The organism is Shewanella sp. NKUCC06_TVS (assembly GCF_019345515.1).
GTDB lineage: Bacteria > Pseudomonadota > Gammaproteobacteria > Enterobacterales > Shewanellaceae > Shewanella > Shewanella oncorhynchi.
In genome coordinates, this window is record NZ_JAHKQX010000002.1 from 216,110 (window position 1) to 238,943 (window position 22,834).

General features: G+C 45.4%; 16 protein-coding genes. 7 read left to right on the plus strand and 9 right to left on the minus strand.

Annotation, left to right across the window (positions count from 1 at the left end):
• The first annotated feature begins 231 nt into the window (after positions 1-231).
• The 4 genes from KO531_RS03005 (at position 232) to KO531_RS03020 (ending at position 7,998) form a co-directional block, all read left to right on the plus strand.
• A complete protein-coding gene (locus KO531_RS03005) occupies positions 232-1,443 on the plus strand; it encodes an efflux RND transporter periplasmic adaptor subunit (protein WP_219250350.1) in 1,212 nt (403 codons plus the stop codon).
• The gene (locus KO531_RS03010; RefSeq protein ID WP_219250351.1) at positions 1,443-4,634 is read left to right on the plus strand and encodes an efflux RND transporter permease subunit; all 3,192 of its coding nucleotides are present in this window, start codon (positions 1,443-1,445) and stop codon (positions 4,632-4,634) included. Before KO531_RS03005 ends, KO531_RS03010 begins: the two co-directional genes overlap by 1 nt.
• Positions 4,635-4,862: 228 nt before the next feature.
• Positions 4,863-5,570: a TatD family nuclease-associated radical SAM protein gene (locus tag KO531_RS03015; RefSeq protein ID WP_219250352.1), complete on the plus strand. Its 708-nt coding sequence runs from the start codon at positions 4,863-4,865 to the stop codon at positions 5,568-5,570.
• 190 nt (positions 5,571-5,760) lie between these two features.
• Positions 5,761-7,998: a PAS domain-containing protein gene (locus KO531_RS03020; RefSeq protein WP_219250353.1), complete on the plus strand. Its 2,238-nt coding sequence runs from the start codon at positions 5,761-5,763 to the stop codon at positions 7,996-7,998.
• On the opposite strand, the gene KO531_RS03025 is transcribed toward KO531_RS03020, so the two are convergent.
• From KO531_RS03025 to KO531_RS03035, 3 genes are all read right to left on the minus strand, one after another.
• The gene (locus tag KO531_RS03025; protein ID WP_028761621.1) at positions 7,979-9,382 is read right to left on the minus strand and encodes a hypothetical protein; all 1,404 of its coding nucleotides are present in this window, start codon (positions 9,380-9,382) and stop codon (positions 7,979-7,981) included. The two genes, KO531_RS03020 and KO531_RS03025, sit on opposite strands and share 20 nt — an antisense overlap.
• A 95-nt stretch (positions 9,383-9,477) precedes the next feature.
• A complete protein-coding gene (locus tag KO531_RS03030; RefSeq protein ID WP_168824864.1) occupies positions 9,478-10,032 on the minus strand; it encodes a hypothetical protein in 555 nt (184 codons plus the stop codon).
• Positions 10,025-10,774, minus strand: a complete 750-nt coding sequence (locus tag KO531_RS03035; protein WP_105250092.1) for a helix-turn-helix domain-containing protein — start codon at positions 10,772-10,774, stop codon at positions 10,025-10,027. The genes KO531_RS03030 and KO531_RS03035 overlap by 8 nt, the downstream gene beginning before the upstream one ends.
• 429 nt (positions 10,775-11,203) lie before the next feature.
• On the opposite strand from KO531_RS03035, the gene KO531_RS03040 reads away from it, so the two are divergent.
• Together KO531_RS03040 and KO531_RS03045 are read left to right on the plus strand one after the other, a co-directional pair.
• On the plus strand, positions 11,204-12,025 hold the full coding sequence (locus KO531_RS03040) for a cytochrome C (protein ID WP_168824862.1): 822 nt from the start codon (positions 11,204-11,206) through the stop codon (positions 12,023-12,025).
• A gap of 10 nt (positions 12,026-12,035) precedes the next feature.
• Entirely contained in the window at positions 12,036-12,554 is a 519-nt protein-coding gene (locus KO531_RS03045) for a hypothetical protein (RefSeq protein WP_173497322.1), read from the plus strand.
• Between the two features lie 193 nt (positions 12,555-12,747).
• On the opposite strand, the gene nhaD is transcribed toward KO531_RS03045, so the two are convergent.
• The 6 genes from nhaD to tkt all read right to left on the minus strand — a co-directional run bounded on the left by nhaD (position 12,748) and on the right by tkt (position 21,119).
• The gene (gene nhaD, locus KO531_RS03050; protein ID WP_105250095.1) at positions 12,748-14,217 is read right to left on the minus strand and encodes a sodium:proton antiporter NhaD; all 1,470 of its coding nucleotides are present in this window, start codon (positions 14,215-14,217) and stop codon (positions 12,748-12,750) included.
• Positions 14,218-14,449: 232 nt separating this feature from the next.
• Positions 14,450-15,187 (minus strand): DUF481 domain-containing protein, encoded by a 738-nt coding sequence (locus KO531_RS03055; RefSeq protein ID WP_028761626.1) that lies wholly within the window; start codon positions 15,185-15,187, stop codon positions 14,450-14,452.
• A 205-nt stretch (positions 15,188-15,392) separates the two neighbouring features.
• Positions 15,393-16,460, minus strand: a complete 1,068-nt coding sequence (fba, locus tag KO531_RS03060) for a class II fructose-bisphosphate aldolase (protein ID WP_028761627.1) — start codon at positions 16,458-16,460, stop codon at positions 15,393-15,395.
• A 221-nt stretch (positions 16,461-16,681) separates the two neighbouring features.
• The gene (locus KO531_RS03065; protein WP_198572831.1) at positions 16,682-17,857 is read right to left on the minus strand and encodes a phosphoglycerate kinase; all 1,176 of its coding nucleotides are present in this window, start codon (positions 17,855-17,857) and stop codon (positions 16,682-16,684) included.
• A gap of 134 nt (positions 17,858-17,991) precedes the next feature.
• Positions 17,992-19,008, minus strand: a complete 1,017-nt coding sequence (gene epd / locus KO531_RS03070; protein ID WP_105250098.1) for an erythrose-4-phosphate dehydrogenase — start codon at positions 19,006-19,008, stop codon at positions 17,992-17,994.
• A 116-nt stretch (positions 19,009-19,124) separates the two neighbouring features.
• Positions 19,125-21,119: a transketolase gene (gene tkt, locus KO531_RS03075; protein WP_028761630.1), complete on the minus strand. Its 1,995-nt coding sequence runs from the start codon at positions 21,117-21,119 to the stop codon at positions 19,125-19,127.
• Positions 21,120-21,564: 445 nt separating this feature from the next.
• Between tkt and metK the strand changes: the two genes are divergently transcribed.
• Positions 21,565-22,716 (plus strand): methionine adenosyltransferase, encoded by a 1,152-nt coding sequence (gene metK / locus KO531_RS03080; RefSeq protein WP_028761631.1) that lies wholly within the window; start codon positions 21,565-21,567, stop codon positions 22,714-22,716.
• Positions 22,717-22,834 lie beyond the last annotated feature (118 nt).

Here is a 22,834-nt window from a genome sequence, read left to right on the forward strand (position 1 = left end):
AGAGCGGTTAACCCCAATGCGTATTCATTCTTATTTCAATATATTCCAATCACCTAACTGAACCTTTCATCACCTTTCTGCTCTAATTTTCGCCCAAATATCGATGCACGATGCGCATATCTGTCACGGCATCACTTTTAGAAACATTTAATTTACAAAAATAAATTTATTGGCGTGGCCGACTCTGCTACTTTAACCCCATTACGCGATTAGCATGGATTTAACCATTATATGATGAAGACCCTACTGAGGAGACTGTCTCCTTTTCTTATTCTGCTGCTGTTTGTCTTTGGCGCAGCCTTATTAATGCAAACGAAGGAGGCGCCAGAACAAAAACCTGAAGAGATGCCCATTCCTATCGTTGATGTCACGCAAGTGACTCAGCAAACAGTATCGCTAAACTTACCTTCCTACGGCGTGGTTACCCCAAAGTATAAAACCCAACTCGTGACCGAAGTTCAAGGCAGAATGCTCACTATCTCCCCTCATTTTGTTGCAGGTGGCATAGTCAAGAAAGGCGACCAATTAGCACAAATCGAGCCCTCAGATTACGAGGCTGACTTAATGCAAGCCGAAGCGACGCTGGCCCAAGCCACCGCCGCACTGAACGAAGAAATAGCCCGTGGTGAAGTCGCTAAAATCGAATTCAAAGGCTACGACAAGGGCTTGCCCCCTGAGTTAGGTCTACGTATCCCGCAACTCAAAAAAGAACAAGCTAACGTAAAATATGCGCAGGCAGCACTGGCGCGAGCCCAACGTAACCTTGAGCGCACGGTTATTCGCGCGCCCTTTGATGGCATAATCAAAGTTAGAAATGTCGATTTAGGTCAATACGTTAGCTTAGGCACTAATCTAGGTGAGCTCTACGACACTCGCGTTGCCGAAATCCGCTTACCCATTTCTAATGATGATTTAGCCTATCTAGAGTCCGTCGATAATCCCGATACCCAAGTCACGCTTAGCGCCTCTTTGGCGGGCAAAGAAAATACTTGGGAAGGCAATATTATCCGCAGTGAAGGTGTTATCGATGCCGAAAATCGCATGGTGTATTTAGTCGCAGAAATCAAAGATCCCTATCTGCGCGCGAATAAAGAGCCAGGTAGCTTACCGCTTAAATACGGCAGCTTCGTCAATGCAGTCATCAAGGGCCGCACTGTCGATGGCATAGTCAAATTGCCCCGCCATGTGGTTCGTAACGACCAAGTCGCCCTAGTCAACGACAAAAATATCATTGAAATGCGCCAAGTAAATGTGGTTCGTAGTGATTTAGAGAATGTGTTCATCAAAGACAGTCTAAAAACGGGCGAACGCGTCGCTACGACCCACTTCAACAGTATGGCAAATGGGCAAATGGTTAAAATCTTAGGTGAAGCGGCATTGCCCACTGAGACACCAAAAGAAAAGACTCCTGAATCGAGTCTTGCGGCCGCTGGAGTCAAATAATGGACACTCAAAAAGGGATCTTAGCTTGGTTCGCCCGCAACAGTGTGGCCGCGAACTTATTAATGTGTGTTTTGCTCATCGGCGGCCTGTTCAGCAGTATTTTGATTAATAAAGAGGTTTTTCCTTCTTTCGAACTCAATTTATTAAATATTTCCGTCGCCTATCCAGGTGCGGCGCCACAGGAAATCGAAGAAGGCATCAATATCAAGATTGAAGAAGCCATCCAAGATATCAACGGCATCAAGAAAGTGACTTCTGTGGCTAGCGAAGGCGTTGGCTCGATTACCGTTGAAGTTGAAGACGGTTATGAAGTGCAGACTATTCTCGATGAAGCCAAACTGCGGTTAGATGCAATTTCAACCTTCCCAGTGAACATCGAAAAACCGAATATCTCTCAAATCAAACCAGAGAATAACGTCATTTGGGTGTCTGTTTATGGCGATATGACACTCCACGATATGAAAGAATTAGCTAAGTCGGTTCGTGACGATTTAACCCAACTCCCCGCGGTAACCCGTGCGAAAGTCACAGGGGTGCGCGATTATGAAATCGGTATTGAAGTTTCTGAGAATAAGTTACGAGAGTACGGCTTGACCTTCTCACAAGTTGCATTAGCAGTGCAAAACTCCTCCTTAGACTTACCAGGTGGCTCTATTCGTGCTCAAGATGGCGATATTCTATTGCGCACCAAAGGCCAAGCCTACACGGGCGATGACTTTGCCAATATAGTCGTCACAACTCGCGCAGACGGTAGCCGTGTGATGCTGCCACAAGTAGCTACCATCAAAGATGATTTCGAAGAACGTTTGGAATATACCCGCTTTAACGGCAAACCCGCTGCGATTATTGAAGTTACCAGCATTGATGATCAAAACGCCTTAGACATTGCAGACCAAGTTAAACAGTACGTAGAACAGCGCCGCGCCACACTGCCAGCTAACGCTCAACTCGATACTTGGGGTGATATGACCCACTATCTCCAGGGCCGCTTAGACATGATGATGTCGAACATGTTTTACGGTGCCTTGTTGGTGTTTATCATCTTAGCCATGTTCCTCGATCTGAAGTTAGCATTTTGGGTCATGATGGGGATACCCGTGTGTTTCCTCGGCACTATGTTGGTCATGCCGCTCGAACCTTTCTCCATGACGATCAACATGTTGACCCTATTCGCTTTTATCTTGGTGCTCGGAATAGTGGTGGATGATGCTATTGTCATCGGCGAGAGTGCCTACACAGAGGTCGAACGCCACGGTCACTCGGTTGAGAACGTGATCCGCGGCGCGCAAAAAGTGGCGATGCCCGCGACCTTCGGGGTCTTAACTACAATTGCGGCATTTATTCCCATGTTAATGGTTTCTGGCCCTATGGGGATTATCTGGAAATCCATCGGTATGGTGGTCATCCTCTGTTTAGCCTTCTCACTGGTAGAGTCTAAGTTCATTCTGCCAGCGCATTTAGCGCACATGAAGTTTAAAAAACCTGGCGCACCAAAGGGATTCTTTGGCCACCTAAAAGCCAATTTTAACGACAGAGTGCAATACTTTATTCACCACAGCTATCGCAACTTCCTCGAGCGCTGTATCAAACACAGATACAACGTGGTCGCGGCCTTTATCGGTGTATTGATTCTGTCGATTGCCTTAGTCGCCAGTGGCAAAGTGCGCTGGGTATTTTTCCCAGACATTCCCTCAGACTTTATTCAAGTTGAGCTTGAAATGGATGAAGGCAGCTCCGAAGGTAACACCTTAAAAGTGGTACAGAGCATAGAAGAAGCCCTGTACAAGATGAACGAAAAAATGGAGAAAGATAACGGTTATCAAGTGGTGAAGCACAGCTTTATCAATATGAGCTCCCGTACCTCTGCCTTCATTTTTGCCGAACTGACGAAAGGTGAAGACCGTGAAGTCGATGGAGTGACGATTGCTGCCGCATGGCGTGAACAATTGCCCGAGCTTTTGTCGGTCAAAAAACTCAGCTTTAACGCGAGCACCAACGATGCCGGCGGCGATATTTCCTTCAGATTGACCTCGAGTGACCTCGATGAGCTGTCCGCAGCCTCTAAAGAGTTAAAGCAAAAACTCGCCAGCTATGAAGGCGTGTACGATATTGCCGACAACTTTTCATCGGGCAGCCATGAAATTCGCCTCAAGATACGCCCAGAAGCAGAAGCCCTTGGCCTCACGCTTTCCGATTTAGCCCGCCAAGTACGTTATGGTTTCTACGGTTACGAAGCCCAACGGATTTTGCGTAATAAAGAAGAAATCAAGGTGATGGTGCGCTACCCATTAGAACAACGTCGTACTGTAGGTTATCTTGAAAATATGCTGATCCGCACGCCAACAGGCACTTCGGTTCCCTTCTCGACCGTGGCACAAATTGAAAAAGGTGAATCCTACGCCTCAATTACCCGTGTTGACGGCAAGCGAGCGATTACCATCACGGCAAATGCCAACAAAAACATCGTTGAACCTTCAAAAGTAGTACAAGAAATCCAAAAAGATTACCTGCCACAATTGCAGGCCAAGTACCCTAAAATCCAAACTGCACTGGACGGTGGCAGTTTGGATGAACAGAATGCCATGGTCGGTTTGATGCAAGGCTTCTTCTTTGCGCTGTTCACCATTTATGCTTTGATGGCCGTGCCACTTAAATCCTACAGTCAGCCGTTAATCATCATGTCTGTGATCCCCTTCGGGATTATCGGCGCTCTGTTTGGTCACTTAATTCAGGGACTCGCGATGAGCGTGTTAAGTCTCTGCGGCATAGTGGCATTAGCAGGTGTGGTGGTGAACGACTCCTTGATTTTGGTGGACTTTGTGAACCGTGCGCGGGAGCAAGGGCAATCGGTCAGGCAGGCGGCGGTCGATTCAGGCTGTTATCGTTTTAGGGCGATCATCCTGACGTCACTCACCACCTTCGTCGGCTTAGTACCTATTATTCTCGAGCGTAGTTTGCAGGCGCAAATAGTGATCCCTATGGCGACATCCCTCGCCTTCGGCATCCTGTTCTCGACCCTTGTGACGCTAATTTTAGTGCCCTTGCTGTACATCATACTCGACGACGTTAAGCGCACTAGCAGCCGCTTCTTCCATTGGTGGTGGCAGCCTAAAAAAGACCATGAAGTGGACTTTACACCTGAGCATTTAGAGCCGCCAGTCCCCACTGACTATAAAAAAGACTATCTATAGGAAGTTAACTAGAAGCAGTTAATCAATATCTTGAACCTTAAAAAGAGAGCTTAGGCTCTCTTTTTAATCCTCTGTGCGAGTCAATAACCTCTTAATCATCTATGTCATTTTGAATCTGCCGCGAGTGGCTTGAGCTTTCAAGTTGCGATCTAGTTGACAGTTATCGCATCAGGCTTTCGCTACACTGTGTTTAAGTCGTCAGCTATCGTTAAAATGAAACCCATCATTATGTCTGAGCATCTGCACAAGCAAAATATTGATAAACCACAAGTTGTCACCACAGAAACCCTAGCGAACGGTCACATAACAGATGAAGTTTGCACAAATGAAACCTGTGCGACTGAAACGCTTGTCTATGATATTCGTCGCAGTCGCTACCTTAATATTACGGGTCGCTGCACCCTGCGCTGCGCGTTTTGTCCAAAACATAATGGCAGTAAACAGATCCACGAATATCAACTGGCACTGTGTCACCAACCTAAGCCCGAAGAAATTATTCCACTGCTTGGCGATGTTAAAGACTTCGAAGAATATGTGTTTTGTGGCTATGGCGAACCGACCTTAAATCTTCCAACCTTGCTGGCGGTGGCGAAAGAAATTAAGCAAAGAGGCGGACGAGTACGTATTAATACCGATGGTTTAGGTAATTTAGTCCATAGGCGCAATATTTTGCCGGAACTGGCCAACTGCGTTGATAGTTTATCCATTTCCCTTAATGCGGATAATGAAGCCGCCTATATGGAACATTGTCGCCCCAAACTCGCCGGTTCTTATGTCGCCGTACATGCTTTCATCGCATTAGCGCCACACTATATTGAAACGGTACAAGTTTCAGCCATCGAAGGATTAGCGGGTGTTGATATCGACATCTGTCGTGAACAAGTTGAGTCCTACGGCTGCGAATTCAAGCATCGCATATTAGGCGCCTTAGGCTAAACGGCATTCTAATACAACCAAAATCGACTGAAATACCCAAGCAGATAACACTGTCGATTACCTGAGTGGTACATGTGTGAATCGTCTTAACTTTTACTCAAGGAATCTTGCTGAGTAACTTGGCACTGTCGTAACAATTCTTTCGTGTTAACATAGCGAAATTAACAGTTCACCCACTCATAATCGGTTCATGCTGAAGAATAACCCAAGCACGTATCCCGCTGCGCCACTGCTCTCTTTAACCCAAGGGATCTATTGGTCGCATCAACGCTTACTCGCTATTGCAAGCCAGCTTTCTATGCTGGTGATTGGCATGATTATTTTAACTCACTTAATCATTACGTTAGGTGAAAGACGCCTGCAAGAAGAGTGGGCAACGCAAAGATACAGTGAACTGCAAACCATAGGCTCATTGATCGCAGATAAAGTGTCTTTTCAGCAATTTCGAACCCAAATTTTCGCTAATGGGGAACTGCTAAAACAATACTTAAGCAATCCTACCGCCAAGCAACAACTTAAATTGCAGGAAAACTGGCAAGATCTAGTAAAACATATTCCTGAGTTACTCGGCATTGCACTGTACGATCCCCAAGGTAACTATAAATTCTCAACTCCCCCTAATTTCAATAAAGATGCCTTACCACCGACCTTACTTGGAGCGAGTCGGAGCATGGGTGGCAAGGAGGTCTATACCTCGCCACTGGAATTTGTTCCGATAGACGGCATGCTTGAACCTTATATGTATCAAATGGCGTGGCTCGAGAAGCCCGATCAGAGTTCTATCGGTTATCTGGTGACGTACAACTCTATGGTAAAAATGCTGGAGGCCATAAAACCAGCCTTTTCAAGCAATAAGTCCCCTATGTTAGTGCTTGATACTCAAGGATTACTCTATGCGGGCGCGAGCGATCTCGCCCCTCTAAGCAATATGCCAGAGACCTTAGGAGCAAGTTTAAGACAGAGCTATCCGGCCCTGTGGCGCGATATGTCCATGAGCAACTTTGGACAATTCCACGGTGAAGAAGCCACTTATGTTTACCTTAAAATCGAACTCACAGCCCAACCTGAGACCCACAGAGAATATTTTTTACTCTCCTATGTGCGCAACTCAGACATAGCTGCTCGTTTCTCACAATGGCAAAACATTGTCATTGTGGCATCGTTAATATTAACGGTTTTAGCCGCTTGGGTTGTACTACTCAGCCACATGTATCGCTTACAACAGCGTTCACGCCAATACAGTATTGATGTTGCTAATGGCTTATTTAATAGTGACATCGGTTTTATGATGGTAAACGAAAATGCCAGAGTCATCAGTGCCAATACTAAAGCGGCACAAGCGACCTTAGTCCCATTAGATGAACTGACAGACCGAAGCCTACAGCGTACCTTATGCCTCGATGATAAAACCTACACGGAGTTAATGGAGCAGGTACATAAAACAGGTCAATGGTCTGGTGAAATCAGTCTAGACAGTATCGAGGGCCCCACGCTGCGGGTTCATATCCGCCAAGCACCAAGGGCGAGCCGAGGCTCACCACATCTATTAATCACCCTTGAGGACATCAGTGAGTTAATCAGCAGCAAACAAAATGCTTTTCTCAGTGAGCTTTTATGCGATAACACAGTCGCGACAGCCCTCACAGATGCTAACGGTAAACTGATTAAAATCAATCCAGTATTCGATGCGCTAATGCAACTCAATGGCGATTTAAATCAAGATTTAGCGTCATTACTCGCGAATGATTTGGGCAATCAATGGCAGAGGATCAGCGCCCAAATTGCCATGCAAGGTCAGTGGCAAGGACAAATTCTATGCTCACCTAAACAGGCGCATTCCAATTGTTTGCAAGCCACCTTGAAGGGCCATGTGGCCGCCGATGGTGAGATTGATTATATCGTCTGCACTTTAGAGCAAGCCGCCGAGCGTGGTCGAGGCACAGAGAAGCGTAACCTTGTGCCCCATCGCAGTACTATTCTGCTAAATTTGGCAGATTTAGAACGTTACTTTAACTCTCTGCCGCCACCAAGCCGTCTCAGCTCAAGCTTACTGTTAATGGATATCAATCCAGAGGGCATGCTAAGCCACATGAGTGATATCGACCAACTGGCAAATCGTCAGCAAGAAATAGAAGTGCAATTATTGCTTGAAATTCCAGCTAATTATCAAATTCTGCATTGGCAGCTAGGGAAGCTCATTGTGATGTTACCTGACACAGACGCCACCCATGCGCACAACTTTGCCCTCAATATGATGGAAAAGCTCAATGGTAATGGCTTAGGGGAAGGTATTAGTATTGGTATTGCGGGTTATCAAGAAGGCCAGACATTAGAGCAATATCTGAATAATGCCGAAATCGCCCTAAAACGGGCGAAGCAAAATAACGATCAGAATATCGGTCAGGCCTTTACTCGTCATCAATCGTAGATTCGGGTGCATTAACGGAGTCAGGCAACTGACTCTGGGTAATTTCTATGATTGCCGAGCGGTTCATGGTGATTTTATAGCGGATATACTGCGGGGCTTCGCGCCCATCACGCAACACTAAAATCAGATTGACTTGATAGCGCCGCTCAACCGATTCATAACTAATTTTGCCTTCAACTTCCTTATAAATCTTCGCTTTACCCCGTTCTAAATAACGGGCGAAAGGCACTAAGCTAAAGCTCACTTGCTCTTGAATAGTCGAATATCCCGCTTGGAATTCACTCTGATTCACCTTAGTGGCGATTTTATAGTGCAGAATTTCCGCATCGACCTTATTTTGACTATGTCTGTGCTTTAGAATGTCACTGACTTTTTCGGGTAGATCTTGCTGACGCATAAACTCAAGCCATACCAACTGCTTAGCGATAACCGCCTGACTCGTAGTATCCCGTAAAATGCGGCTCCAGCGTGGTCTGCCACGCTGAATAAATCGCCACATGGCGTTACGCACATCGTCCTTAAAGATTTCCCTGAAACCATAGATCACAGCCAAAGTCAGCACTAGTGCAATAGTAAAACCACTAAAGGCGCCCTGCGCTTGAATTATCAACGCAGACACGACCAACATCACTAATGCGGTCGCCAGTCCTGTCGTAAACTTTTTAAGGCCAATTCCTAAAGGCTTTAACTCTTCTTTGAGTACCACACCTTGTTGGATTAAACGGCGCAACAACAACATCTTGTTAGAGATACGGTTAGGATCTTGCTTAGTTTGCGCAGAGTTGTACTTATGCTCATCACGATAGGCACATTCATTACGACATAGCGTGAGTACCCGCTCTAAAATATCGTTGAAATCACTGGTACGAGTGGCATAAGCGAGCACTTTGAGTAACTGCTGCTCACAAAACCAAGACAAGTAGTTATCAGCATTTTCAAAGTAAGATTTCCATTTAGGATCACCTGGTTCGTTACGACGAAACTTTTTCAGCAACTGGGCAATTTGTTCGCGTAATTCGTCGAGGGCAAAATAAAAATGGGTTACATCTGTGATTTGATTGAGTTCTTTAACATCGTTTTCAACCGCAACCGCAAACTGATAGGCGAAGAGATTTAGGTACAATCTGAATTCTTCAACAGTACGGCGATTTAAACTGGCAAAACGCCCCTGCACCAGAGGTAAGTGCAAGCCTTCTGAATAGTATGAGCGACGTCCAACTATTGAGCTGTAGTAGTACTCTTCTTCATTGAGCGTGCGCGAGCCTATGCCCATTTCCTTAGGTAAAAAGAAATAGAGATCGAGCTGCCGATTATCGCCCTTTTCCATCTGATGGCTGAACTTAATCGACAGGGATTCTTCTTGCTTTACACGTATCTTAGACACAACACCCTTTTCATGAATCCCTCACAGGAGATTCACCACAGTAATCACAAATCAATGAGCACTAATCTTAACTGAAATAAACTCAAATTCACTGATTAAATTCGACTATTTACGATTCTGCATCCACAAATGGTATTGCTAGGCTGAAAAAGGACCACGGCATAATCTTTGGTGTCATCCATATCTAACACCTCGATACTGAGATTGTGCATTTCTGAGTCATTAAAATGTAAGCTGCTGATATAGGATAGATATTTCATATGTTCTGGCCAATTTTTTTGCTTTTCAATTTCAGATTCCGTTTTCGTTTTAACGGTAACTTTATAGGTCATGCTATTGGCCTCAATACTGTCGACTTTGCCTTGCATTAAAATATTGCCCGCACTCGTACCGTCAATATTAAAGTAACGATAATTGATCTGCGTATTGTCAGCGGCAATCAAAACATCCACGAGTAGGTAAAATTTACCGTCACTGCTAACACTCGAGCTGCTGCTAGGATTGGCACTAGAATGGCGGTCGAATAATTCAGAGCTGCAATTTAAAATCATCGTCTGATTGGTAGCCGACTGTTTGTATATCACACCGCAGGCCATAATCAATGCCGACAAGATAACAATATTAATCGTCCACTTTAGCCATTTAGCCACAGATATTAACCTCCTGCAGCCAAGCAGCATCGATGAAGGTTTTCGGTCGAGTGAAATCACTGATTTTAATATTACGGATCACTGACTGACCGAGTTTTTCGCCTCGAAAAGTAATATTAAGCACTTGTTTATCATGGGACAAAGAAGCATAGACATCAGCCCAATCACTTTGACCGCAGGCGATTAATCCTGCACTTAAGCGCTCACCTAATTCGAAGAGTAAAGTGTTATTAGTATTGGAATCAGCAAATAAGTGTAATCGTACTTGCTGGCCAGAAGCCAAAGGCAATATTGAGGTCATAAGTGCTTGGGTTGGCTTACTGTGATCCGTATGATTCAAATAAAACACCGAAAACGCTAACATAAACCCGAATAACACTAAGGCACTCCACAAAGGCACTGTGTGCAATCTGAGGTAATTAACACCTCTAAACTCAGTCCCATTAGATGGCTGGAGTAAATAACCTTGGCCTTTCACGGTTTCAATCAAGCCCTCATATTGAGGTCCAAGAAAGCTGCGAAGCATAAAGACAGCACGGGCCACAGAGGTATCAGTTAGCGGCGGATGTTTTCCATCACCCGTCTTCAGCATGTGCTTAGAAACCAACTTACCTTGATGCTCAACAAGCAAATTAAGTACTTGTAACTCGGCTCGAGGAAGATGCCAAGATTCATCGCGAGACAACTCAATCAGTATGCCTCGTTCCCGATCAAACCTGCAGTCTCCCAATTGCATCAACATCCACTCAACTCCATAAAAACACAAAGTTAAGTCTATGCAAACTAACTAATGATTAATGTGATCTTGCTAACCCAAGTCAGCAAATAGTTAATTTTCGTGAGACGCCCCCCAAGTTCAGCGCTATTAGGCAAAAACATGCGTTAACTCACAGGAATAAATGCCATTTAGCACATGGGAAATTCGGCATAAATTTACATAAATATAATAAATATCGGGACGATGAGCACCTTGCAATCTGTTTAGTTAATTAAAATACAGAATTTAAGTCGGTTAATTCTATTGTAGTGACGCTATTTACCGCTCATGTAAAAGGCAAATATCCTCCGGCGTAAATCACAATATTTATCTCAAGCATGCTTAGAATTTACGCCATCAATTTATCTTTAGCATTTGATAAATAGAAGTAATCCTACATAGAGGAAATACATAATGAGCATAAATAGACGTCAAGCATTAACCCGTATTATTGGTATTAGCACCGCTGCGGCAGGTGCAACACTCATGGGAACATCGGTTCTCGCGGCAACGAATGCCGATGGTCAATATCAATTAGCGATAGGAGAGAAACTTAAATACGTTCCACTTGATGCAATGGCAACAGCAAAACTAGCCTATGAAACGGGTGGTGGTTGTATGCACCAAGTTTTTCATGCCGTTGTGACTATGCTAGCCCAATCTAATAGTGCCGATGCAGACAAGTTCAAAACAATCCCAACGGCATTAGCCGCCTATGGTTTTGCAGGGGTAACGGGTCAAGGCACGCTCTGCGGTAATCTTAATGCGATAGGCATGTTAGTGAATATTTTAGATGACATTAATGGTCACAATAACGCCGTGATAGCTAATACCTTCCGCTACTACGAAAATACAACGCTCCCTTTATCTTCACCTGAATTTGTTACTGGTATTGGCTCGACAGCAGAAAAAACGGCTCTTGTGGGCAGTTCATCAAAAGCTAAGAGCGTGTTATGTCACTCATCTATCAGTAACTGGTCAAAGGCTTCTGGCTTACCATTCGCGAAAAAAGGTGAACGCTGTTACCGCTTATCCGCGTCTATGGCTTATTACTTAGTCGATGTATTGAATCGTGCCTATCAAGGGGAGAATATCGGCGCCCTTGTTGGTAGTAAGCCAACACCAGATGCACAAGATTGCCAAACTTGTCACGGTAGTACTAGCACATTAGGCTCAGCGGCAAGTGTAAAAACAGACATGGAATGCACCACTTGCCATACAGGGCATTTCAATTAAGGAGACTGTGATGAAATACCCATTACTCACATTGACCCTCGCGACATTAATGCTCGTAGGATGTGGCAGTGACAGCAATAACACTGAGCCTGAAACGCCGCAGCCACCTCCCGTCGAAAATGCAGTAAACATTGATGAAGCAACGCAAATAAATCTCAAGCTTGAGCAATTTGACTCGAGTACAGGGACAATTCAATTTTCACTGACGAATGCGCAACAAGAAGCGATCACTGCAGCGAAAACCTATGATATTTACTATTTTGGGTTCCCCGACAAAGCCAAGGAATCCTCGAATCCGAAGGCATGGAAACACTGGCATGTTACCCAAAATTATCGTTGCCAAAGTCTTGGAGAATGCAGCGGTAAATTAACCGAAGTCACAAGCGGTCAATACCAATTTGAGATAGCAGGCTTAGATTGGGCTCAGCAGGATCCAAGTGGTTCAGTGGCACAAATTAAAGTCGCGATTCAGATCTACGGCGCAAAAGCCAATAACGAGCTGGATTTAATTCAAGTGCTACCGCAATAATCCTTCCAATGACATATCCAAACAAATAGAGGCATCCATCGGATGCCTCTATTTTATTCATTGATATCTAGACGTTATGCGATTGAATTTTGTTAGATCAATGTTGTTCGCTAAATAATTCGCGATATTATCCGCTACAAAACGACTCACAAACGTCAATACAGTCCAAAAGGTGAATGAGCAGTACTTTTATTTAGAACATCGCAGCATTGAGCCACATATGTACTAAAATGCTCGCGATATAACCCAGCGCAATGACAGGTGTCCAACGCAAATGGGCACCAAAGGTGTAAATCCCCCTAGCTTGTCCCATTAACGCGACCCCTGCAGCACTGCCAATTGACAATAAACTGCCCCCAACTCCTGCGGTTAACGTTACCAGTAACCATTGGCCTAAGGCCATCTCAGGGTTCATCGTCAACACAGCAAACATCACCGGAATATTATCAACAACCGAAGACAACAGACCGATAGCCACGTTGGCATAGGTCGTATCCCAATTGGAATACAAAGCCTCAGATACTAAGCTCAAGTACCCCATAAAGCCAAGGCCACCCACACATAGCACTACGCCATAAAAGAACAACAGGGTATCCCATTCAGCGCGGGAGATCCGACTGAATACATCAAATGGCACCACACTACCAAGTTGCTGCAGACGCTGCTCGTCCTGACGCAATTCAGCCTTTGCACGTTCGCGGGCAACGGAACGATTGAAGGTTTTACGCAGATAAAAACCAAAGAATTGTAAGAAACCTAATCCCGTCATCATACCCAATACAGGCGGCATACCTAAGAAGGAATGAGCACACACTGCCGTAGCGATTGTGAGTAAAAACAACGCAACAATTCGCTTAGCACCCGGCTTAGTATAAACATGCTCTTTTTCTGGCTCTGGCACGAAATGTGGAATAAACACACTCATAATGGCAGCGGGTAATGCAAAGTTCACTAAAGCAGGAATAAACAGATGGAAGAAATCGCTAAAGTGCACTAATCCTTTTTGCCACACCATTAAGGTCGTGATATCACCAAACGGGCTAAACGCGCCACCCGCATTAGCCGCAACAACAATGTTGATACAGGCTAGGGTGATAAACTTGCGTTGCCCTGCCCCCACTTTCATCACCACGGCACACATCAATAGTGCAGTCGTTAAATTATCTGCCACGGGTGAGATAAAGAACGCCATAAACCCCGTCAACCAAAATACGGTTCTTAGACTAAACCCACGGCCAACAAGCCAACCACGAATGGCATCAAACAAATTTCGCTCTTCCATAGCATTGATATAAGTCATTGCCACGAGTAAGAAGAGTAAAAGCTCTGCATATTCAAGCAAGTTATGTTTGAATGCCGCTTCCGACACTTCAGACATACCATTTTGTACATACACAAAACCTATCATGCCCCAGATAATCCCTGCCGCGACCAGCACAGGTTTCGACTTGCGTAAATGTAACGATTCCTCAGCCATCACCATTATGTATGCAAGTACAAACACAAAGACGGCAACATAACCCACACTCGAGGCGGTTAAATTAAGCCGTTCTATCCCTTCTGTCATAGCCCATGCTGCAGGTGAGAATCCGCTCAATATTGCAACGCAGAATAGACTCCAGAACGCCATTCCACTGCCTTTAAACAACCGCTGTAATTTCATTAAAGTTCGTCTCTACGTAGGAAATTAGTCGAAAATTACCATAGCTTCGGCATAGTAAATGTTGATAAAACGCAACTTTCTATGCATTACCCTATAACCAAAGGCGTTTAAAACATTAATTTTTGTATAACTACAGCGATAACTAATAAAGAAACATTTAACTTAGTCTAAAAAGAGCCAATAAAAAAGCACCTCAAAGGTGCTTTTTAGTTTCTAAATCAGTGTCACAGCATTAGAAAGAATATAACAAGGTCATATTGGTTTCTGTATCTGTACTTTTCTTATTATCCAACGGCTCGCTGTTGTAGCGCACAATAATGGCAAACTTCATTGCTAATGCGCCGATAATATTCGCCGTTAACGAAGTTTCAGAACGGGCATCGAGCTTATCACCGTAATCGGCAACGAAACGTTGTTGGAATTTAGAGGTATCAGTGATTTCGGTTTCAAAGTTGATCACACCGTGAGCAACGACGCTGTCATTGGTGTCATGGCCTTCGATAAGTGCTTGTTCTGTATCAAGACGCTGATAGATATAACCTGGACCGACTTCGACATCTAAAAAGGTCTTACTAGTATCATAGAATCTATAACCATAACCCGCTGCGCCAGATAGCGTGTAATCATAACCTGTGAACGGATCAACTTCATAATTACCATTAGCAAACAAGTAGCTACGATCTGTCATCTTGTAGTTACCTTGTGCGCCCGCTAAATAGCGTTTAGCGGTAACAGAACCTGTATCCTCTTTATATAAACCTTCGAGTAAGTACTGATTCTCCCAATCGCCAAGCTCATGCTTAAGATTTAAACGTCCTTTGAATGATGAGGTTTCAGTGTTACCTGTGGTTAAGGTTGCACCAAGCTCAGCTTCACCTGCGAATGTCTCATCGCCTTTTACAAAATCGGCCCCAGCTGTCGCCATAAAAGGTGCAGTCATTAATAGTGCTGCGGTCAGTACTTTCTTCATGTTTATCCGTTCCTGTTCCGTTAAATCCAATCCCTATAAATATCTGTTCGTCCCAGCGATGCTGAATAAGCACATATTAATAAGGGTTAGTATTTTCCCCTAAAAATCTGCGCGATATTAACATTTACGATTAAAAAATGAAAATTGCAGCTATTTTAAGTATAAAAAAACCCGCTTTAGCGGGTTTTTATCTCAGCGATAACGCTTACATATTGATCTTAGGATCTAACGCGCCAGACTGATACGCTTTATACATTGCTTGTAAAGACAATGGCTTAATCTTAGATGCTTGACCTGCACAGCCGAAAGCTTCATAGCGAACCGTACAGATATCGGCCATGGCTTCCATTGATGCTTTCAGGAATTTACGTGGATCAAATTCACTTGGGTGTTCAGCTAAGAATTTACGAACAGCACCCGTTGATGCTAAACGTAAGTCGGTATCAATGTTGACTTTACGTACACCGTGTTTGATACCTTCTACGATTTCTTCTAATGGCACACCGTAGGTTTCTGGGATCTGACCACCATATTGGTTGATGATCTTTAGCCACTCTTGTGGCACAGAAGATGAACCGTGCATCACTAAGTGAGTGTTAGGAATACGCGCATGAATTTCTTTGATGCGGTCGATACGCAGTACATCGCCCGTCGGTTTACGACTGAACTTATATGCACCATGGCTAGTACCGATAGCAATCGCGAGTGCATCAACATGAGTATCGGCAACGAAACGCGCCGCTTCTTCAGGGCTAGTCAGCATTTGATCGTGACTTAAAATACCTGATGCACCAACACCATCTTCTTCGCCAGCTTGGCCAGTTTCTAAGCTGCCTAAACAGCCGATTTCACCTTCAACTGACACACCACACGCATGGGCAAATGCCACTGTACGACGGGTAACATCAACGTTGTACTCGTACGATGCAGGCGTTTTGCCGTCAGCCATCAAAGAGCCGTCCATCATGACGGATGACATGCCTAATTGGATAGAACGCTGACAAATATCAGGATCGGTACCGTGGTCTTGGTGAATACACACTGGAATATCTGGGTACTGCTCAAGAGCCGCTGCCATCAAATATTTTAAGAACTGTGGGCGAGCGTATTTACGCGCGCCAGCAGAAGCTTGCACTATCACAGGGCTGTCTGTTGCTTCAGCGGCCTGCATGATGGCACGCATCTGCTCTAAGTTGTTAACGTTAAACGCAGGCACACCGTATCCATGTTCTGCTGCGTGATCAAGTAGTTGTCGTAGGGAAATTAACGCCATTTTTTAACTCCAATAATAGGGTGATATCTATCACCGAGGTCGCTATCGTTTGGATGGATTTTTATACCCGCATTCAACTCTGTACCTTAAATAAACAACTTAAATTAAGTACCTTAGATGAATACGGGCGGTTTTTTTATAATTTTTTACTTTTATCAAAGCTTTGATGTTATCAGAGCTTATCGCGGCGTCTTATGCGCCGCGTTTTTTAAAACTTAATATTAAGCGCCGCGCTTTTCTAACATAGCCACAGCCGGTAATTCTTTACCTTCGAGGAACTCGAGGAAAGCACCGCCGCCAGTCGAAATGTAAGACACTTTATCGGCAATACCGTACTTATCAACCGCAGCCAAAGTGTCACCACCGCCTGCGATAGAGAACGCTTTTGAATCAGCAATCGCTTGGGCGATACGCTTAGTACCTTCACCGAATTGGTCGAATTCGAACACGCCCACAGGGCCGTTCCACACGATAGTGCCAGCAGATTCGATGATTTTAGCCAGTGCTTCAGCGCTATCTGGACCAATATCGAAAATCATTTCGCCATCAGCGACTTCGCTAACCGATTTTAAAGTTGCCGCTGCTGTTGGGCTAAACTCGCCCGCAACGACCACATCGGTCGGCACAGGAATATCGGCGCCACGGCTCTTAGCATTAGCCACTAAACGCTTAGCTTCGTCGATCAAATCCGCTTCATACAGCGATTTACCGACATTGTAGCCCGCCGCCGCAATGAAAGTATTGGCAATACCGCCGCCAACCACTAACTGATCGACTATGCCTGAAAGACTTTCTAGCACGGTCAGCTTAGTCGACACTTTAGAGCCACCGACAATCGCCACCATAGGACGCGCAGGATTATCTAATGCCTTGCCTAAGGCATCTAATTCTTGTGCCAGTAATGGACCGGCACAAGCGATTGGGGCAAACATGCCCACGCCATGAGTCGATGCTTGGGCACGATGTGCAGTACCGAAGGCGTCCATCACATAGACATCACACAGCGCCGCCATTTTTTTCGATAAGGCTTCGTTGTTCTTACCTTCACCCACGTTGAAACGCACGTTTTCGAACACAACCACTTCACCCACGGCAACGTCAACGCCATCTAAATAGTCGGTCGCTAGACGCACAGGACAAGACAGGGCCTTTGCCAAATAATCGACCACAGGTTGCATAGAATATTCAGCATTGTATTCGCCTTCGCTCGGACGACCTAAATGCGACATCACCATCACAGCCGCACCTTTTTCAAGGGCCAACTCGATAGTTGGTAGAGAGGCGCGCAGACGTGCATCACTGGTGACGACGCCATTGCTGACAGGGACATTGAGATCTTCGCGGATAAGCACGCGCTTACCTTGTAGATCCAGATCTGACATATTGATAATTGCCATGGTAACGCTTCCTTTTATAATCAAAAAACAAACTGTTTCACACATAGCCGGTATGAATTGACTGCCGCTCGGCGCTCGACATCCCGTCGAATTGGCATAAATTCAGTGACCCACAAGTGAATAATCTACTTTTATCAGCCTCGCTTGGCCGCGATCATCGCCAAACTCGTATCTAACATACGATTGGCAAAACCCCACTCGTTATCGCACCACAGGAGTAACTTAACCAACTGACCGGCGCTCACGCGGGTCTGGGTACCGTCAACAATACTGGAGCGCGGATCATGGTTGAAATCACATGAGACTAAGGGCTCATCAGTATAGCCTAAGATGCCGTTAAATCGCCCATTGGCGGCTGATTCAAGCACCTGATTGACTGTGGCAATATCGACGGTTTTTTCTAAGGTCACGGACAAATCGATGGCGGTCACGTTGATGGTGGGCACGCGCACCGAAATCGCTTCAAACTTATTTTTCATGTGCGGCAAGATCCGCTCAATACCGCGGGCAAGCTTAGTGTCGACAGGAATAATCGATTGACCAGCAGCGCGGGTTCGACGCAAATCATCATGGTAAGCATCAATCACTTGCTGATCGTTCATCGCCGAATGGATAGTGGTAATGGCACCGCTTTTAACGCCAAAGTGGCGATCGAGCACATCGATCACAGGCACGATACAGTTAGTGGTGCAAGAAGCGTTGGAAACGACTGTGTGTTCGGCGCGGAGTAAATCGTGGTTTACACCATAGACAATCGTGCCATCGACATCGGCTGAGGATGGATGACTTATCAGCACTTGTTTAGCGCCGGCGTGAATATGGGCTTCGCAGCTTTGACGATCGACTAATACGCCTGTGGCTTCATAGACAATATCTATGTCCATCTCGTGCCAAGGGAGTTTTGCCGGATCGGGCTCGTGGAGAATTTTTATCGCATCGTCGCCAATCAGCATGTGATCATCGACGAGCTTCACTTTATGCGCAAACCGACCGTGGGTTGTGTCGTACTGGGTCAGATGAATAATGGCTTCAGGTTTAGCTAATTCATTAATCGCGACAATCTGCATTTGCTGCCGTTTTCCAGACTCATATAAAGCTCGGAGAATAGAGCGGCCGATACGGCCATAACCATTGATAGCGACTCGGATCATTGAGGTCTCAATTTCCTCTTAATACAAAAACGGCCTGCAAACGATTGCAGGCCGCATTATACAGATTAACACTTAAAAAGTTTAACCTTTTGTATTGAATCTAATCCCTTGAGCGATTAGCCCAATGATTTTGCAGCATTCAGCACATTTTCAACGGTGAAACCGAAGTGATTCAATAGCACGTTACCCGGCGCTGACTCACCAAAAGTGGTCATGCCAACAACTGTGCCTTCAAACCCGACGTACTTGTACCAGAAATCGGTATGCGCCGCTTCAATAGCCACACGTTTAGTCACAGCACGTGGTAATACAGATTCTTTATAAGCAGCATCTTGCTTATCGAACTCAGTCGTCGATGGCATAGAAACTACGCGAACGTGTTTACCTTGCTCAGTCAGTGCAGCGGCTGCATCCATTGCCAATTGTACTTCGCTACCAGTTGCGATCAGGATCAGTTCTGGTGTACCCGCACAGTCTTGCAGTACATAAGCACCTTTAGCCACATTAGCTAATTGCTCAGCGGTACGCGCTTGAGCTTTCAGGTTTTGACGGCTGAAGATCAGTGACGTAGGTGCATTACGGCGCTCAATCGCAGCTTTCCAAGAAACTGCCGTTTCTGCCGCATCACATGGACGCCATACGGCCATATTTGGCGTCATACGCAGGTTAGCTAATTGCTCAACTGGTTGATGCGTTGGGCCATCTTCACCTTGACCGATAGAGTCATGGGTATAAACGAAGATGTTTTGAATACCCATCAGCGCCGACATACGCACTGCGTTACGAGCATATTCCATGAACATCATGAAAGTTGCGCCGTAGTTGATGAAACCACCATGCAGCGAAGCACCGTTCATAATGCCGCTCATGCCGAATTCACGCACGCCGTAGTAAATGTAGTTACCAGCTGGATCGTCTTGAATACCTTTAGAACCTGACCACAGTGTCAAGTTAGAACCCGCTAAGTCAGCAGAGCCGCCTAACAGTTCAGGCAACATAGCGCCAAATGCACCGATGGCATTTTGTGAGGCTTTACGGCTCGCAATACCTTCGGCTTTGTCCTGTGATGCTTGCACGAATGCCTGCGCTTTTTCTTCGAAATCAGCCGGTAATTCACCTTTCAGAACGCGACGCTCATATTCAGCAGCCAGTTCTGGGTGAGCTGCGCGATAAGCTGCAAACTTCTCGTTCCACGCTGCTTCACGGGCAGCACCGGCTTCTTTGGCATCCCAACCCGCATAAACGTCAGCAGGGATTTCAAATGGTGCATGTGGCCAGCCAAGGAATTCACGGGCTGCTGCGATTTCCGCATCGCCTAGTGGTGCGCCGTGGCAATCGTGGCTGCCTGATTTGTTAGGTGAACCAAAACCGATAATGGTTTTGCAGCAAATCATGGTTGGTTTATCAGTCACCGCTTTCGCCGCTTCGATAGCAGCACGGATTGCCGCGCTATCGTGACCATCAACACCGGCAATCACATGCCAGCCGTAAGCTTCAAAACGCTTTGGCGTATCATCGGTGAACCAGCCTTCAACATGGCCATCGATAGAAATACCGTTGTCATCCCAAAATGCGACCAGTTTACCTAAACCTAAAGTACCGGCTAATGAACAGGCTTCGTGGGAAATACCTTCCATCAAACAGCCATCGCCGAGGAAGCAGTAAGTATAGTGATCAACGATATCGTGACCATCACGGTTAAACTGTGCCGCTAAGGTTTTCTCAGCAATCGCCATACCGACAGCGTTGCTGATGCCCGCACCGAGTGGACCCGTTGTGGTTTCAACACCTGGGGTGTAACCGTATTCTGGGTGACCCGGTGTTTTAGAATGCAATTGACGGAACTGTTTTAGCTCTTCAATTGGTAATTCATAACCAGTCAGGTGAAGTAAAGAGTAGATCAGCATTGAACCGTGACCGTTAGAGAGGATAAAACGATCTCTATCTACCCATTTCGGATTGTTCGGGTTGTGCTTAAGGAAATCATTCCACAGCACTTCAGCAATATCTGCCATACCCATTGGGGCGCCGGGATGGCCTGAATTTGCTTTTTGAACTGCATCCATACTTAACGCACGGATTGCGTTTGCGAGTACTTTACGGGAAGACATGCTCTCTCCTGCTTGTTTGTGGGGTCTAGCGGGCAATTTGGATGCATATTTTCCCCTACATGCCAGTGTGACGCAAACTAAAATTGCCATTCACTCAGCAAAAGATGGCCGAATATGTACCCAAACAACCTGAAGATGCAGGATTCAGGTAGCTTGAGTATATAAGTCGCAGAAACAACCCTGTCACTTTGCTGGCGTTTACTTGAGAGGACATAGCAAGGATCACTTGTAATGGAGAAATAAATTTCTCAAAAACATAGCAAACTTAATACTATGAAATATAAGAAAAATAACCTATTTATGACTGAGCGTAGTCGTTTTCAGGTCACAATCTGAGAGGATTTTTTATTATCGGGGGTGATCGGCAATCGGATTTAAACTAAAATAGCCGTCTAGATGTAGATGCTTCTACACGTTTGAATGCTAACGACGAGATTTTCCTACTATGGCAAAGCACTTGTTTACTTCTGAGTCGGTCTCAGAAGGTCATCCCGATAAGATTGCAGATCAGATTTCTGATGCTGTGCTAGATGCAATTCTGGCTCAAGATCCAAAAGCACGCGTAGCGTGTGAAACTTATGTCAAAACCGGCATGGTATTAGTAGGTGGTGAAGTCACTACCTCTGCCTGGGTTGATATTGAAGAAATCACCCGTAAAACGGTGCGTGAAATTGGTTATACCCATTCAGATATGGGGTTTGATGCAGACTCGTGCGCAGTATTAAACGCCATTGGTAAGCAATCACCCGACATTAATCAAGGTGTAGACCGCGCAGACCCTGCAGAGCAAGGTGCTGGCGATCAAGGGTTAATGTTTGGCTATGCCAACAACGAAACCGACATTCTGATGCCTGCACCTATCACCTATGCCCACGCATTAGTGAAACGTCAGTCTGAAGTCCGTAAAAATGGCACGCTACCTTGGTTACGCCCAGATGCGAAAAGCCAAGTCACTTTTGCCTATGATGATGGCAAAATTGTCGGTATCGATGCAGTTGTGTTATCGACTCAACACAGAGATGACGTTTCACAAGCCGACTTAATTGAAGGTGTGATGGAAACCATCATCAAGCCAGTATTACCAGCTCAATGGTTAAACAAAGATACTAAGTTCTTTATCAACCCAACTGGCCGTTTTGTTATCGGTGGTCCAGTAGGTGATTGTGGCTTAACGGGTCGTAAGATCATCGTTGACACTTACGGCGGCATGGCCCGTCATGGTGGTGGCGCATTCTCTGGTAAAGATCCATCAAAAGTGGATCGTAGCGCGGCATATGCTGCCCGTTATGTAGCAAAAAACATAGTTGCAGCAGGTCTTGCTGATCGCTGTGAAATCCAAGTGTCTTACGCTATTGGTGTGGCAGAGCCTACCTCTATCAGCATCGAGACCTTCGGTACAGGTAAGGTGTCTGAAGAAGTGCTGATCAAGTTAGTACGTCAACACTTTGAACTGCGCCCATACGGTTTAACGGCCATGCTAGATTTAGCACGTCCAATTTATCAAGCGACCGCCGCTTATGGCCACTTTGGTCGCAGCGAATTCCCATGGGAAGCGACTGATAAAGCCGAAATATTGCGCGCTGACGCGGGTCTATAGTCTTAATTCATTTCAATTTTTACACTTAAGACCCATGAAAAACCGCTACCCAGCGGTTTTTTTATGTCTGACATTTAGTTAGATTACAAATATGGCAAAATAAAAGCAGCATATACAC